Below are 15029 nucleotides of genomic sequence, written 5' to 3'. Positions count from 1 at the left end.
ATGTTCTCCACCGTTCTGATCGCCAACCGCGGCGAGATCGCCGTCCGGATCATCCGGACCCTGCGCACGATGGGCGTCACGAGCGTCGCCGTCTACACCGAGGCCGACGCCGGCGCCCTGCACGTCCGCGAGGCGGACCACGCCCTCCAGGTCCCGAAATATCTGGACATGGGGGCCATCGTGGCCGCCGCCCGAGACATCGGCGCGCAAGCCGTACACCCGGGCTATGGGTTTCTCGCGGAGAACGCGCAGTTCGCCCGGCTCTGCGCCAAGGAGGGGCTGGTCTTCATCGGCCCGCCCGCCGAGGCCATCGAGGCCATGGGCGACAAGATCCGCGCCAAGGCCACCGTCGCCGCGGCCGGAGTGCCCGTGGTGCCCGGCGGCGCCGAGCCCGCCGACGACCTGCGCGACTGGAACGCCTTCCCCGCGCTGATCAAGCCATCGGCCGGCGGCGGCGGCAAGGGCATGGTGCTCGTCCGCGCGGCCGCGGAACTGCCCGAGGCGCTGGAGTCGGCGCGCCGCACCGCCGTGAACGCCTTCGGCGACGGCACCCTGCTCATCGAGCGTTTCATCGAGAACCCGAGGCACATCGAGATCCAGGTCCTCGCCGACACCCACGGCGCCGTCGTGCACCTGGGCGAGCGCGAGTGCAGCCTCCAGCGCAGGCACCAGAAGATCATCGAAGAGGCGCCCTCGCCCTTCGTCACCCCGCAGACGCGCGCCGCCATGGGCGCGGCGGCGGCCGAGGCGGCCCGCTCGGTCGGCTACACCGGCGCCGGCACGGTCGAGTTCATCGTCGACGGCACCACCGGCGACTACCACTTCATGGAGATGAACACCCGCCTCCAGGTCGAACACCCCGTCACCGAGCTGGTCACGGACGTCGACCTCGTGGAGTTGCAGCTGCGGGTGGCCGCGGGCGAGCCGCTGACGTTCACGCAGGATGAGGTACGGCTGCGCGGCCACGCCGTCGAGGCCCGCGTGTACGCCGAGGACCCGGCCAGGGGCTTCCTGCCCACCGGCGGCCGGGTACTCGCGCTGGCGGAGCCCTCCGGCGTACGCGTCGACTCCTCGCTGGCGGCGGGCACGGTGGTCGGCAGCGACTTCGACCCGATGCTGTCCAAGGTCGTCGCCTGGGCGCCCACGCGCGAGGAGGCGCTCAGGGCGCTCGACCGGGCGCTCGGGCGCACGACGGTGCTGGGCGTGACGACCAACATCCCGTTCCTGCGGGCGCTGGTGACGCGGCCGGAGGTGGTGGCGGGCGAGCTGGACACCGGGCTGGTGGAACGCGTCCTGCCCGGCCTGGACCTGTCCGCCGCGACCCCGGCGGACGTGCTGGCCGCGGCGGCGCTGATCTTCCACGGCGCTCCGGCCGGGCGCGACCCTTGGGACGTGGCCGACGGCTGGCGGGTGGGCGAGCGGGCCTGGACGACGCTGCGGCTGGAGTCCCGCGAGGGCGTGCACGAGGTGGCCGTACGCGGCCTGCCCGCCACCGCCGCGGAGATCCGGCTGCCCGGCGCCGCCGAGGAGCCACCGGCTGAACGCGAAGCCGTGCACAAGGAAGCCGTGCCTGGGTCGGTCGTGGGTGCGGGAGCCGTACCGGCGAAGGTGCGGGTCGCTGGGGAGAGGGCCGTGCTGACGCTCGGCGGGCGGGTCACCTCCTACACGTTCGCGCGCGACGGCGAGACCGTGTGGATCGGGCGCGACGGCGGCGCGTGGGCGCTGACCAGGCACTGCATCGGCGACCCCGGCGACCGGCCGGGCGCGGCGGGCGGCGGCGACGGCGTCGTGCGCAGCCCGATGCCGGGCACGGTCCTGCTGGTCAAGGCGGCCGTCGGCGACCAGGTCACCAAGGATCAGCCGCTGGTCGTCGTGGAGGCGATGAAGATGGAGCACACCGTCACCGCGCCCGTGGACGGCGTGGTGCGCGAGCTCCCGGTGCGGGCGGGCCAGTCCGTGGACATGGACGCGGTCCTCGCCGTGGTGGAGGCGTGATGCACAAGCTGGACGGCCTGCCGGAGCGGGTCACGGTCTACGAGGTCGGCCCCCGCGACGGCCTGCAGAACGAGAAGGCGGTCGTCCCCGTCGAGGTGAAGGCCGAGTTCATCGGCCGCCTCGCCGCCGCCGGGCACACGGTGATCGAGACGACCAGCTTCGTCCACCCGAAATGGGTGCCCCAGCTGGCCGACTCCGGCGAGCTGCTGGCCATGCTCGAACGCCGGCCCGGCATCCGCTATCCGGTGCTGGTGCCGAACCTCAAGGGGCTCGACCGGGCGCTGGAGAGCGGTGTCGAGGAGATCGCCGTCTTCGCCAGCGCCACCGAGACCTTCGCCAATCGCAACCTCAACCGCGGCCTGGAGTCGCAGTTCGAGATGTTCGAGCCGGTGATCGCCGGGGCGCTGGAGCACGGGCTCAGGGTGCGGGCGTACGTCTCGATGGTCTTCGGCGACCCGTGGGAGGGCCCGACCCCGATCGAGCAGGTCGTGGGCGTCGGCACGCGGCTGCTCGACCTCGGCTGCTTCGAGCTGTCGCTGGGCGACACCATCGGCGTCGGCACTCCCGGCCACGCCACCGCGCTGGTCGAGGCGTTCGGCTCGCCGGAACGGCTGGCCGTCCACTTCCACGACACCTACGGCCAGGCCCTGGCCAACACGATGGCCGCGCTGAAGGCCGGCGTCACCGTGGTCGACGCCTCGACCGGCGGCATCGGCGGCTGCCCGTTCGCCGGCTCGGCCACCGGCAACCTCGCCACGGAGGACCTGGTCTGGATGCTCGACGGTCTCGGCATCGAGACCGGGCTCAACCTGGACGAACTGGTCGCCACAAGCGTCTGGCTCGCCGAGCGGCTGGGCCGGCCGAGCCCGTCCCGCGTCGTCCAAGCCCTATCCCAGACGGCCCTATCCCAGACGGCCCTATCCCAGACGGCCCTATCCCCAAAGGACTAGCCATGCTCAATGACGAGTATTCCGAGCTGCGCAAAACCGTCGGGGCGTTCGCCCGCGAGGTCGTGGCGCCGGTGATCGGCGACTACTACGAGCGCGAGGAGTTCCCCTACGACATCGTCCGGCAGATGGGCGCGATGGGCCTGTTCGGGCTGCCGCTGCCGGAGGAGCACGGCGGCATGGGCGGCGACTACTTCGCGCTGTGCCTGGCCCTGGAGGAGCTGGCGCGGGTGGACTCCAGCGTGTCGATCACGCTGGAGGCCGCGGTCTCGCTGGGCGCGATGCCGATCTATCGCTTCGGTACGGCCGAGCAGAAGGCCACCTGGCTGCCCAAGCTGGCCGGCGGGGAGATGCTGGGCGCGTTCGGCCTGACCGAGCCCGGCGGCGGCTCCGACGTGCCGGGCGGCATGCGGACCACCGCCGTCCTGGACGGCGGCGAGTGGGTGATCAACGGGACCAAGGCGTTCATCACGAACTCGGGCACCGACATCACCGGCGTCGTCGGCGTGGCCGCCATCACCGGGGAGCGCGACGGCAGGAAAGAGATCTCCACGATCCTGGTCCCGGCGGGCACCCCCGGCTTCACCGTCTCGAAGAAGTACTCCAAGGTCGGCTGGAACGCCTCCGACACCCGTGAGCTGTCCTTCACCGACTGCCGGGTCCCGGCGGAGAACCTGCTGGGCGAGCGGGGCCGTGGCTACGCGCAGTTCCTGCAGACCCTCGACGAGGGCCGCATCGCCATCGCCGCCCTCAGCGTCGGCCTGGCCCAGGGCTGCGTGGACGAGTGCCTGCGCTACGTCCGCGAACGCCAGGCCTTCGGCCACCCGATCGGCCACTACCAGGCGATCCAGTTCAAGATCGCCGACATGGAGGCGCGGACCCACACCTCGCGCCTGGCCTACTACCACGCGGCGGAGAGGATGCTGGCCGGCCGGCCGTTCAAGAAGGAGGCGGCGATCGCCAAGCTCGTCTCCTCCAACGCCGCCATGGACAACTCCCGCGAGGCCACCCAGATCTTCGGCGGCTACGGCTTCATGAACGAGTTCCCGGTCGGCCGCTTCTACCGCGACGCCAAGATCCTGGAGATCGGCGAGGGCACCAGCGAGGTCCAGCGCATGCTGATCGCCCGCCAGCTCGGCCTCTCCGATCTATGACGCTGGGTGGTGGTGTAGAGCACCCTGCGTTCGCTATTCTCCCTGCCTTGACCACAATTCGTGATTGTCCGGTTGCAGAGCAATAAATCGGCATCGGTGAAGTAGGGTGCGCAGGGTGACATCTGACGATCTTGTAATCAGGCGGGCCGAGAAGGGCGACGCGGACGAGATCTTCGCGCTGGCCCGCGAGTTCGGAATGACGTTCCGCCCGGAGCGCGAGGCGTTCGACGTGGCCCTGCCGCAGTTGTTGCGCAACGAGGACGCGCTGCTGCTGGCGGCGGTGGCCGGCGGGCGGGTCACCGGATACCTGCTCGGCTTCGTCCATTTGACGCTCTTCGCGAACGGGCCCGTGGCCTGGGTCGAGGAGGCCATGGTGCAGACCGGCTCGCGCCGCCAGGGCATCGGGCGCTCGCTGCTGGAGGATTTCGAGCGCTGGGCGCGCGAGCGCGAGGCGGGGTACGTGGCCATGGCGACCCGCCGGGCGCCCGAGTTCTACTCCGCTCTGGGCTACGAGGAGTCGGCGACGTTCTTCCGCAAGGTTCTTAGGTGACCGTTCTGTCCTAGTCAGGTGGCATCCTATGGGGCGTGAGCATCCATACGGTGAGCCCCCGGTTCGTCGGGCGCGCGAGTGAACTCGGCGCGCTCGGTCGTGCGCTGGCCCGCGCCCGGTCCGGGTCGGCCTCGACCGTGCTGGTCGGCGGCGAGGCGGGCGTCGGCAAGACCCGCCTGATCAAGGAGTTCGCCGAGCGCATCGGTGACGCCCGCCAGCTCGTCGGGCACTGCCTGGAACTGGGCACGGACGGCCTGCCGTTCGCGCCGTTCACCGCGGTCCTGCGGCGGCTGCTGCGCGACATCGGGCACGACGGCATGTCCGCGCTGGTGCCCGGTGGCAACACGCGCGGCCTGGCCCGCCTGCTGCCCGACTTCGGCGAGCCCGACGGCGACGGCGCCGAGGCGCGCGCCCGGCTGTTCGAGCTGGTGCTCGGCCTGCTGGAGCACCTGGCGGAGCAGCGGCCGGTGCTCATGGTGATCGAGGACGCCCACTGGGCCGACCGCTCCACCCGCGACCTGCTCTCCTTCCTCGTGCGCTACCAGCGCACCGACGTGCCGTTGCTCATCGTCGTGACCTACCGCACCGACGAACTGCACCGCACCCATCCGCTACGCCCCCTGCTGGCCGAGCTGGGCCGCGTCGACTGGGTGACCAGGATCGAACTCGGCCGCCTCACCCGCAAGCAGGTCGTCGCCCAGGCCGCGAGCATCCTCGAACACGAGCCGTCTCCGGTCGCCATCGACGAGATCTACGCCCGCAGCGAGGGCAACCCATTGTTCGTGGAGGCGCTGCTGAGCGAGGGCGGCGGCGGTGACAGCCTGCCGGAGTCGCTGCGCGACCTTCTGCTGGCCAGCGTTGAACGGCTGCCGGAGGAGACACAGGAGCTCATGCGGGTGGCCAGCGCCGGCGGCCAGCGCATCGAGCACGACCTGCTGCTCGCGGTGACCGGGCTCGACGACGGCGAGCTCTCGCGCTCCCTGCGGCCCGCCGTCGCCGGCAACGTGCTGGTGGTGGACGGCGAGGGCTACGCCTTCCGCCACGCGCTGATCCGCGAGGCGCTCCACGACGACCTGCTGCCCGGCGAGCACTCCCGGCTGCACACCCGCTTCGCCGAGGCGCTCGAACGCGACCTGGCGATCCTGCCCGCCCCGCGCGGCGCCATCGAGCTGGCCCACCACTGGCACGCGGCGCACGACGCGCTGTGGGGGCTGGTCAGCGCCTGGAAGGCGGCGGCCGCCGCGCGCAAGTCGGCCGCCTACGACGAGCAGTTGCGGATGCTGTCGCGCGTGCTCGAACTGTGGTCGAAGGTCCCCGACGCCGCCGAGCGCATCGGCGCCGACCGCGTGCAGGTGCTGCGCGCCGCCGCCGCGGTGGCCTTCAACGCCGGGGAGTTCGACCGCGGCATCTCGCTGGCCAGCGCCGCGCTGGAGGAGGTCGACCCGGTCACCGACCCGGTGCGCACCGCGCTGCTGCTCAGGTTGCGCGGGCTGCTCCGCTACGACCTGGGCCGCAAGGGCAACCTGGAGGATCTGCAGGCGGCGGCGAAGCTGGTCCCCGCCGAGCCGCCCACCAAGCTGCGCGCCCAGATCGCCGAGTCGCTGGCGCGCATGTGCAACACCCGCGAGATGTGGCCGGAGAAGATCGCCTACGCCGAGGAGGCGGTACGCATCGCCCGTGCCGTCGGCGACGGCGCCACCGAGGCACACGGGCTGACGACCCTGGCGTGGGGCCGGTTCAGGTTCGGCGATGTGGAGGCGGGGCTGGTGAAGTTCGCCGAGGCCCGCGAGATCGCCATGGGCGACAAGGCCTACAACGCGCTGATGCGCACCGCGATCTCCGAGTCCGACCGGCTGGAGGGCGCCGGCTGGCACGAGGAGGCGGTCAAGGTGGCCCGCCGCGGCATCGCCGACGCCGAGGAGTACGGCCTGGCCCGCACCTCGGGCACGTTCCTGGCGATCAACCTGGCCGAGCCGCTGGTCTCGCTGGGCCGCTGGGACGAGGCGCTGGAAGTGATCGAGCACGCGCTGGATCTGGCGCCGCCCGCGCCGTACCGGGCGAGCCTGCAGGGGTTCGTCGGCGACATCGCCTTGTGGCGCGGCGACCTCGACAAGGCCGAGGCGATGTTCGCTGCCCAGCAGAGCGTGATCAAGCGCACCATCTACCGCGACCAGCACATGCTGCCCGTCGCCGCCCGCGAGATCGACCTGCACACCGCGCGGGGGCGGATGGAGGAGGCGGCGGAGGCTGCCATGCGGGTGCTGCGGGAGCAGGATCTGGCCGCCAGCCCCCGCTACGCCTGGCCGGTGCTCATCCCGTGCGCGCTCCTGGGCGGCGCGGTGCTGGAGGAGGCCAAGGCGCAGGCGCGGTGGATGACGGCCGAGGGCGTGCTGCAGGAGGCGGAGCGGCTGACGTTCAACGCGATCGCGGGGGCGGCCGACGATCTGGTCGCCTGGGACGCGGCCGCCGAGGCCTGGGCCGGGTTGCGGCAGCCGTACCAGGAGGCCAGGGCCCTGGCGGGGGCGGCCAGGGCCGCGCACGCGGCGGGCGCGCGCAAGGACGCGGCCGAGCGGCTGACCAGGGCGCGTGAGCGGGCCGAGCGGTTGGGCGCGCGGACGCTGCTGGCGGAGCTCGACTCGTTCGCGCGGCGGGCGCGCATCGCGGTCGCCGACGAGCCGGAGCCGCAGGGGCCGCAGTTCGGGCTGACCGCGCGCGAGCTGGAGGTACTGCGGCTGCTCACCGACGGCAAGAGCAACCGGGAGATCGGCGGCGAGCTGTTCATCTCGGTCAAGACCGTCAGCGTGCACGTCTCGAACATCCTGGGCAAGCTGGGCGTCTCCTCCCGCGGGGAGGCGGCCGCCACCGCGCACCGCACGGGACTGTTCGACGGCTCAGCCGGTTAGCTGGGCCTCCAGCCGGTAGCCGTCGACGGTCACGTAGACCTGGTCGCCGGGGCGCGCGTTGAGGCGCATGAGCACCGGCTGCAGCGAGTCGAACACCGGCTGGTGCCCCTGCCAGACCAGCACGATCGCGTTGTCGCCCGGTCCGGTGACCGACAGCAGCGTGCCGGGCCGCATGCCCAGCTGGGCCGCGTACCCCTCCGGCACCGGCACCGGGCCGCCGCGCAGGTGCTCGGGCGTGACCTCGATGCGCTGCCAGCGGCGCGGATCCGAGGTCGGGCTCGGCGGCGGGGGCGGCGGCGTCGAGGGCGTGCCGGCCAGCATCGGCGAGCGGCCGCCCGACAGCGCCGACAGCGTCGCGAGCGCGGCCGACGGGTCGATGTTCCCGGCGGGCGCGGCCGGGATCGGCGTGCCGCCCCGGTGATGGTGCCCGTTCGCTCCGGGGGTACGGCGGGGCAGTGGTTGCTGTGGCGCCGGTTCCGCGGCCGGGGCGGCCGGGGCGCGGGGTGACTCCGGCGGCAGGGCGTCCAGCCAGGCCTGCGCGGAGTGGCGGCGGATGCCGAGCTGTTCGAGCAGTTCGTGGCGGTCGGCGTCGTTCGGGGCCGTGGCCAGGAGCTGGCGGGTGCGGTTCTGCAGGCCGTGCAGGTCGCCGACGACGAGCCAGCCGTCCTGCAGGCGGCGGTCGGGCATGAGCGTGACCAGCACGCGCCACAGCGGGCTGCGCAGCGAGGGGACGATCACCGGGTGGGCCGGGTCGGCGCCGATCAGCTGCTCCTGCGTGGCGGCGGCGCCGAGCCACTCGGTGAGGCGGAACATGTGGCCGGTCACCGGCGCGGACTCCGACGAGCGCAGCCAGTGCAGGACACGTTCCTCGGCCATGCGCTGCGCCGGGGACAGGACGTCGCGCTCGACGAGCATCTTGTGGGCCAGCGTGCGCAGGCTGACCGGGTCCTCGGCGAACAGGCGGTGGGTGGCCACGGCCAGTTCGAGGCGGTCCATGCCGCGGAACAGCCCGTCCACCACGCGGACCATGGCGTGGTCGGTGTCCGACGGTTCCGGGGTGGGGCTCGGGAGCGGGGCGCCGGGCGGGCGCTGGGGCAGCGCGCCGGCGGAACCCGGAGCACCGGCCGGTGGCGCACCAGCCTGACCGGGACCGCCCTGACCGGGAGCCGCTTGCCCGGGGGGCGTGACGCCTTGGCCGGCGCCGCTCTGGCCAGGGAGTGCGGCGTTCTGGCCGGGGCCGACGGCTGGTGCCCGGCCGGGCACGGTGCCTCCCGGCGCTCCTGGCACCGATGGAGCTCCGGAGGAGGGCTGCGTGCTACCGACCGGGCGGGTCGGGCCGTCGGCGGGCGCGGGCGCGGCGGGTGACGCGGCCTGCGCGGGCGCACCGGCACGAGAAGGAGCGCCGGGTACGGAACCCGGGTGGGAAGGCGCGCCACCAGGTTGACCGCCACCGGGCTGTGAGGTGCCTGGCTGCGCGGCGCCCGGCTGTGCGGGCATGGCGCCCGAGTGAGTGGGCGTGGCACCCGGTTGTGAAGGAACTCCCGGGTGGGCGGGCGCGGCGCCCGGCTGCGCCGGGGCTCCTGAGCGGGCGGGCAGGGCGCCCGGCTGCGAGGGCGCGCTGCTCGGCTGGGAGGGCGTGGCGCCTGGTTGCGCAGGCGCGGCGCCCGGGTGGGACGTGGTGGCCGGGTGGGGCGTGGCGCCTGGCTGGGACGCGGCTCCGGGGTGGGGCGTGGCTCCGGGGTGGGACGGTGCGGTGCCCGGCTGGGGAGCGCCCGGCCGGGACATGGCACCGGGGGCGGGCTGGACGGGCAGGGGGCCGGTATGGGCAGGGAGGGGGCCGGTCTGGATCGGGATCTGGGCGAGGATCTCGCGGAAGACCGAGCCGATCACCGCTTCCCCCGGCGTACCGGGCGTGGCCAGGTCGCCCGGACACAGGCGGCGCAGCCGGTGCCACCCGCCCAGGCCGTTGATCGCCGAGCGGGTCGGTTCCGGCCAGCCGGGCAGCGTCGGGTCCACGTGGTGGACGGTCAGCGCGGGCAGTACGTCGGCGAGGGACAGATGGTCCCATCGAGCCGAGGCGAGGCGGGCGAGCCGCTCGCACACCCAGTCGAGGCCCGTCGCGCCGAGTGCCCGGGACAACGCCAGCGAGCTCCACCACCCTGCCGGCAGCCGAGGATCGGCCAAGATCTCCGCTACCTGCTGAGGACGGCTCCAGCGCAGGGCAGGGACCAGGTCGCTCAGGCAGATCGATGACTCGACGTCCATCGGCGGACCGTATCCTCCCCAGAGTGATGCATGTGGCTGGTGGTGCAGCCTACGCGGAAAGCTATCAATCGGTGTGAATAGGGTAAAGATGGTTCAACTGCAAACCGTACCGTGGACGGCCCCCCACTAGGGCCACACAATCGGCACCCGCACGGCATCCTGCCCGCAACGCGGCCCCTTCTCCGGCCCCGGAAAGTCGTGCCGTGAGATACCCGGCGGCGAACGCGTCACCGGCTCCCGTCGAGTCCACCGCCTCGCTCGGCAGCGCCTCGGCCGTGGCCACGATCCGCCCGTCCACGGCCGCGATCGCGCCGCCGGGGCCGAGTTTCACGACCGCGGTGCCGTACCTCCGGCTGAGCAGTTCGGCGGCGCGTTCCGGCGCGGCGGCGCCCGAGAGGAGCAGCGCCTCGTCGCGGTTGGGGATGACGAGGCCGGCGGGGACGCTCTCGCGCAGGAACCGTTCGACGCCGAAGGCGCGCAGCGGTCCGGTGGAGGCGGGGTCGATGCTGATCGAGACGCCGCGGCCGGCCGCCTCCGCCATCACATTTCGGGCAAGTTGGAGCCCCTGATCCGCGAAAAAGGTGTACCCGGACAGATGGAGATGGCGGATGCCGTCCAGCATCGACGGCGACCAGTCGGCGGGGGAGATCCGGCCGCCGGCGCCGCGGTTGGTGAGCATGGACCGCTCACCCGTACGGTCGACCATCGCGATGACCACGGCGGTCGGATGGTCGGAGTCGACGGAGAGCAGTGGGCGCACACCCGCCTTGACCAGCTCGTTCGTGTGCCACTCGCTGCTGTCGTAGCCGACGCGGGACAGCAGGGCCGTCGGCGCGCCCAGATGGGCGGCCCAGGAAGCGGTGTTGGCCCCCGAGCCGCCGGGGCGCAGCACGATGTCGGCCTCGGTGTCGGTGCCGGTGGCGACCGGCGTGCCGTGCACGGCCACCACGTCGGTGACGACGTCGCCGATGACGAGCAGGCCCCCGGCAGTCCCGCCGTCCATTACTGGGCCCAGGCGAGGGCGATGCGAGAGGCGAGGGCGACGTTGCCGCGGACGGCGGCGAGGTTGGCCTCCAGGGAGGCGCCGCCGGTGCCGCGCACGAGGTAGTCGAGCAGGAACGGGGTGATCGCCTGGCCGGTGACGCCCTGGCGCTCGGCGGCGGCCAGCGCCTCGCCCAGCACGCGGTCGTGCAGGGCCGGGTCGAGCTGCCGGTCCTCGGGCACCGGGTTGGCCACGATCAGCGCGGTCTCGGGGCCGCCGAAGGCGTCCTGGCCGCGCATGATGGCGGCGGCCTGCTCGGGGGCGTCGATGCGCCAGTCGATCGGCTCGCCGGAGGTGTGGAGGTAGAAGCCGGGGAAGGTGTCGGTGCGGTAGCCCGCGACGGTGACGCCGCGCGTCTCCAGCCGCTGCAGCGTCGAGGGCACGTCGAGGATGGACTTCACGCCCGCGCACACGATCGTGATCCGGGTGCGGGCCAGAGTGTCGAGGTCGGCCGACTCGTCCTGCTCCACGGTCCAGCCGCGGTGGACGCCGCCCAGCCCGCCCGTGGCGAAGATCCGGATACCCGCGCGCGCGGCCAGGAACGAGGTGGCCGAGACGGTGGTGGCGCCGCTGGCCTTGAGCGCGGCGGCCACCGGAAGGTCACGCTGGCCGAGCTTGCGCAGCCCGGATTCGGTGGCGATGCGCTCCAGCTCGACCTCGTTCAGGCCGATCCTGGCAATGCCGTCCAGTACCGCGATCGTGGCCGGCACCGCGCCCGCGTCCCTGACGACCGCCTCGAGCTCTCTGGCCACCTCCAGGTTGCGGGGCTGGGGCAGGCCGTGCGAGATGATCGTGGACTCCAGCGCGACCACGGGCGAACCGCCGGCCAGGGCCGCGGACACCTCGTCGGAGGGCTGGAGGATGGGGTCGGCGGTGGTGCGCATGATCGGGTACGTGCTCCTTGTGGGACCTTTGACGTGGCACTCTTTGGAACGGTCTATTTCCTGATGTTGTTCCAAAGTGAGCACGTTACGGGGCGATCCCTGACGCGTCCACCCGAGATCACACCAGGAGCGCCACCCCTGCCAGCGAGATGCCGGTGATCAGCGCGGTGGAGATCCCGCCCAGCAGTACGGCCCGCCCGCCCTTGGCCAGTTTCCGCAGGTCGATGTTGGTGCCGAGGCCGAAGAGCGCGGCGGCCAGCAGCACGCTCGTCACCGGCGGCACCGCCGAGGTCAGCGCCTCGGGCAGGACGCCGAGGCTGCGCACCACCACCATCGCCAGGAACCCGGCCACGAACAACGGCATGATCGGCGGCCGCCGGGCGCCGGTCCTCGCCCGCAGAGCGGCCTCGGTCTCGGTGCGCAGGGAGGCCCCGGCAGGGGTACGGCAGGCGGCTCCGGCCTGGGCGCGCAGGGTGGTGGCCGCGACCATGGGCGCGAGCAGGACCACGCGGGCCAGCTTGGCCGTGATCGCCACCCCCAGCACCGCCGCGCCGGAGGCCGCGCCGATCGCGGCCACCTGGGCCACCTCGTGCACCGCCGCCCCGGCCCACACCCCGAGCTGGCGCCCCGTCAGTCCCAGCCAGCCGGCCAGCAGCGGGACGGCCACGATGGCGGCGGTGCCGTACACGGTGATGACACCCAGGGCGGAGGCCACGTCGTCGTCGTCGGAGTCGGCGCTCTCATGCATGGCGGCGATGGCCGAGGCGCCGCAGATGCTCACGCCCGCGGCGATGAGCAGGGCCGTGCCGGGCGCGACCCGCAGCCACCGTCCGAGCAGCGGCGTGAGCACGAACGTGAGGCCGGTCGCCGCCGCCACGATCAGCAGTGTCGGGGCGCCCAGCGTGAGCACCTGGGGCAGCGCGATCTGCAGGCCGAGCAGGACGATCGCCACCCGCAGCACGCGCTTCGCGACGAACTGCAGTCCGGGCCGCAGCCGCTCGTGCAGCCAGCCGAGGTTGTGGAAGGCCGCCCCCGCCGTCACGGCGATGATCGCCGGGCTGAGCGCGGGCAGGAACCGGCTCACGACCAGCGCCATCGCGACCGCCGCCGCGGCCAGGGCGATGCCGGGCAGATGCAGGCGGGGCCAGGCGCGCGTGACGGTGAGGGAGACCATGATCCGAGTCTCCGGCCGTCCGGAACCTCCCAGTAGACATGCATTGCCTGGCAGGTCATAGCCTTAGGCTATGAGCGCGCTGCCGGATCTCGACTCGCTGAAGCTCCTCGTCGACGTGGGCGAGCTCGGCAGCCTGGGCCGTGCCGCGCGCGCCGCGGGCATCGCCCAGCCGTCGGCCAGCAAGCGCATCGCCCAGCTCGAACGCCGGCTCGGGCTGCCGCTGCTGGAGCGTACGCCGCGTGGGTCGGCGCTGACCGCGGAGGGGAAGATGGTCGCCGGCTGGGCCTCGCAGGTGCTGTCGGCGGCGCAGGAGCTCATGCGCGCGGCGGCGGCCGTGCGGCTCAGCGAGGCGGCGCACCTGCGGGTGGCCTCGTCGATGACGGTGGCGGAGTATCTGGTGCCGCGGTGGCTGGGCGAGTTCCAGAACCGCGAGCCGGACGTGCAGGTGGGGCTCGACGTGGTGAACTCCGCCGAGGTGGCCGCGCTGGTCCTGGCCGGCGCGGACGGGACGCCGAGGTCGGTCGAGCTGGGCTTCGTGGAGGGGCCGAACGTGCCCGACGGGCTGGACTCGCGCGTGGTCGGGACCGACCGGCTGGTGGTCGTGGTGGCGCCGGGGCACCCGTGGGCGCGCCGCCGTACCGTGCTGCGGGGGGCGGAACTGGCCGCGACGCCGCTGGTGGTGCGCGAGCCTGGCTCGGGCACGCGCGAGACGCTCGACCTGGCCTTCCGCGACCTCCACCAGGCCAGCCCCCGGCTGGAGCTCGGCTCGAACTCGGCGGTGAAGGGCGCGGCGTCGGCGGGCGCGGCGCCCGCGGTGCTGAGCGGCTACGCCGTCGAGGCCGACCTCGCGACCGGCCGGCTGGTCGAGGTGCCGCTGGCCGGCCTCAACCTGGTCCGCAGCCTGCGCGCGGTCTGGCGCCGCGGCCGCACGCTTCCCTCCCCCGCCGCCACGCTCCTCTCCATCGCCAGCCGGCCGTGACCCATCCCTTAGGGCGCTCAACCCCTCCCATCCCTTACGGCAAGCCGCCCCCACGCCACCCGCCGACGCGCGCGGGCGCCGATCGTGGGGGTCGCTTCTCACGTCGGACAAATGCCCCACCGTCACGGCCCCCGTCAGCCGGCCAATTGGTCTATAAATCCCGCTAAATGGCGAATTGATAAACGAGTAAGGTGATTATCGCCTGGCTGGCCGGATGACCGGGTGACATATTGAAGAACCCAGGCGTCCGATGAAAGGCCCCCCAATGCCTGCGTTGAACGGCGAGACCTCGCGCCCCGGCGAAGCCGCGGTAAAAGGCACCAGTAAGAGCGGCCCCGGAGTTCACGGCATCAGCCAGGAATTCGACGGGGTGCACGCGACCACCAATTCTCCGCAGAACGCGGCCATAGCCGGATACAACCTCAACGCCGAAGGGACCGGGGCGACCCTGTTCGCGGAGAACCGCGGGCGCGGGCCCGGTGTGTTCGTCAGGACCGGGATCGGCGCGGCGGTGGACGCCAGAAGTGAGGCTTATGAAGCCGTTCACGCCGAGACCAATTCCCCTAATACCGCGGCTATCGCCGCCTATAATCTCAATGCGGACAGTACCGGTGCCGCGCTCTACGCCGACCATCGCGGCGTCGGCCCCGCCGGATTCTTCAAGGGAAATGTCATCGTCACCGGCGACGTCCTACTCACCGGAGCCGATCTGGCCGAGAATTTCTCGCTCGCGGAAACCGAGACCGATGAGGTCGTGCCCGGCACGGTCGTCGTGCTCGACGGGATCGACCGGGTGCGGATGAGCACCAGCGCCTACGACTCCAAGGTCGCCGGAGTGGTCTCGGGGGCGGGGGACTACCGTCCCGGCGTCATCCTCGACCACCGCGACCAGCGCGCGGGACGCTACCCGCTCGCGCTCGTCGGCAAGGTCTACTGCCGGGTCGACGCCTCCTACGCCCCCGTCGGCGTCGGCGACCTGCTCACCACCTCCGACACGCCCGGCCACGCGATGAAGGCGCTCGACCCCGGCCGGTCCTTCGGCGCCGTGATCGGCAAGGCCATGTCCGCGCTCGACCGGGGCATCGGGCTGATCCCGATCCTCGTCCTGCTCCGCTGACCCCGCTGACTCCGCTGAC

The 15029-nt window shown here is 72.9% G+C and carries 11 protein-coding genes; 7 read left to right on the top strand and 4 right to left on the bottom strand.

Annotation, left to right across the window (positions count from 1 at the left end; translation table 11 throughout):
* From ACFWY5_RS19395 to ACFWY5_RS19375, 5 genes are all read left to right on the top strand, one after another.
* A complete protein-coding gene (locus ACFWY5_RS19395) occupies positions 1-1995 on the top strand; it encodes an acetyl/propionyl/methylcrotonyl-CoA carboxylase subunit alpha (protein ID WP_379633385.1) in 1995 nt (664 codons plus the stop codon).
* Positions 1995-2945, top strand: a complete 951-nt coding sequence (locus tag ACFWY5_RS19390; protein ID WP_379633383.1) for a hydroxymethylglutaryl-CoA lyase — start codon at positions 1995-1997, stop codon at positions 2943-2945. The genes ACFWY5_RS19395 and ACFWY5_RS19390 overlap by 1 nt, the downstream gene beginning before the upstream one ends.
* 2 nt (positions 2946-2947) lie before the next feature.
* Positions 2948-4096, top strand: a complete 1149-nt coding sequence (locus ACFWY5_RS19385) for an acyl-CoA dehydrogenase family protein (RefSeq protein ID WP_379633381.1) — start codon at positions 2948-2950, stop codon at positions 4094-4096.
* Positions 4097-4211: 115 nt separating this feature from the next.
* The gene (locus tag ACFWY5_RS19380) at positions 4212-4646 is read left to right on the top strand and encodes a GNAT family N-acetyltransferase (protein ID WP_379613378.1); all 435 of its coding nucleotides are present in this window, start codon (positions 4212-4214) and stop codon (positions 4644-4646) included.
* A 35-nt stretch (positions 4647-4681) separates the two neighbouring features.
* Complete coding sequence (locus tag ACFWY5_RS19375) at positions 4682-7549, top strand: AAA family ATPase (protein WP_379613376.1); 2868 nt, start codon at positions 4682-4684, stop codon at positions 7547-7549.
* On the opposite strand, the gene ACFWY5_RS19370 is transcribed toward ACFWY5_RS19375, so the two are convergent.
* The 4 genes from ACFWY5_RS19370 to ACFWY5_RS19355 all read right to left on the bottom strand — a co-directional run bounded on the left by ACFWY5_RS19370 (position 7538) and on the right by ACFWY5_RS19355 (position 12914).
* On the bottom strand, positions 7538-9814 hold the full coding sequence (locus ACFWY5_RS19370) for a hypothetical protein (protein ID WP_379633379.1): 2277 nt from the start codon (positions 9812-9814) through the stop codon (positions 7538-7540). The two genes, ACFWY5_RS19375 and ACFWY5_RS19370, sit on opposite strands and share 12 nt — an antisense overlap.
* Positions 9815-9878: 64 nt before the next feature.
* Positions 9879-10817 carry a carbohydrate kinase family protein gene (locus ACFWY5_RS19365; RefSeq protein ID WP_379633377.1) on the bottom strand — a complete coding sequence of 313 codons (939 nt, stop codon included), beginning with the start codon at positions 10815-10817 and terminating at the stop codon, positions 9879-9881.
* A complete protein-coding gene (locus tag ACFWY5_RS19360; protein ID WP_379613370.1) occupies positions 10817-11740 on the bottom strand; it encodes a pseudouridine-5'-phosphate glycosidase in 924 nt (307 codons plus the stop codon). Before ACFWY5_RS19360 ends, ACFWY5_RS19365 begins: the two co-directional genes overlap by 1 nt.
* Positions 11741-11858: 118 nt before the next feature.
* Entirely contained in the window at positions 11859-12914 is a 1056-nt protein-coding gene (locus ACFWY5_RS19355; RefSeq protein WP_379633375.1) for a YeiH family protein, read from the bottom strand.
* A 70-nt stretch (positions 12915-12984) separates the two neighbouring features.
* Here ACFWY5_RS19355 and ACFWY5_RS19350 point away from each other — a divergent pair, with 70 nt between their 5' ends.
* Together ACFWY5_RS19350 and ACFWY5_RS19345 are read left to right on the top strand one after the other, a co-directional pair.
* Positions 12985-13893, top strand: coding sequence for a LysR family transcriptional regulator (locus ACFWY5_RS19350; protein WP_379613366.1), 909 nt, complete (start codon positions 12985-12987; stop codon positions 13891-13893).
* Between the two features lie 265 nt (positions 13894-14158).
* Entirely contained in the window at positions 14159-15010 is an 852-nt protein-coding gene (locus ACFWY5_RS19345; protein ID WP_379633373.1) for a hypothetical protein, read from the top strand.
* The last annotated feature ends 19 nt before the right edge of the window (positions 15011-15029 follow it).

This window comes from Nonomuraea sp. NPDC059007 (genome assembly GCF_042740555.1).
In the GTDB taxonomy this organism is placed as follows: Bacteria; Actinomycetota; Actinomycetes; order Streptosporangiales; family Streptosporangiaceae; genus Nonomuraea.
Note: the sequence above shows the minus strand (reverse complement) of the source record. Positions and strands in the feature narration are given on the sequence as shown.

Excerpts from the sequence above, each read along its gene's own strand:
- ACFWY5_RS19370 (WP_379633379.1), bottom strand. The coding sequence starts at position 9,814 with ATGGACGTCGAGTCATCGATCTGCCTGAGCGACCTGGTCCCTGCCCTG.
- ACFWY5_RS19365 (WP_379633377.1), bottom strand. The coding sequence starts at position 10,817 with ATGGACGGCGGGACTGCCGGGGGCCTGCTCGTCATCGGCGACGTCGTC.
- ACFWY5_RS19345 (WP_379633373.1), top strand. The coding sequence starts at position 14,159 with ATGCCTGCGTTGAACGGCGAGACCTCGCGCCCCGGCGAAGCCGCGGTA.
- ACFWY5_RS19385 (WP_379633381.1), top strand. The coding sequence starts at position 2,948 with ATGCTCAATGACGAGTATTCCGAGCTGCGCAAAACCGTCGGGGCGTTC.
- ACFWY5_RS19350 (WP_379613366.1), top strand. The coding sequence starts at position 12,985 with ATGAGCGCGCTGCCGGATCTCGACTCGCTGAAGCTCCTCGTCGACGTG.
- ACFWY5_RS19395 (WP_379633385.1), top strand. The coding sequence starts at position 1 with ATGTTCTCCACCGTTCTGATCGCCAACCGCGGCGAGATCGCCGTCCGG.
- ACFWY5_RS19390 (WP_379633383.1), top strand. The coding sequence starts at position 1,995 with ATGCACAAGCTGGACGGCCTGCCGGAGCGGGTCACGGTCTACGAGGTC.
- ACFWY5_RS19360 (WP_379613370.1), bottom strand. The coding sequence starts at position 11,740 with ATGCGCACCACCGCCGACCCCATCCTCCAGCCCTCCGACGAGGTGTCC.
- ACFWY5_RS19355 (WP_379633375.1), bottom strand. The coding sequence starts at position 12,914 with ATGGTCTCCCTCACCGTCACGCGCGCCTGGCCCCGCCTGCATCTGCCC.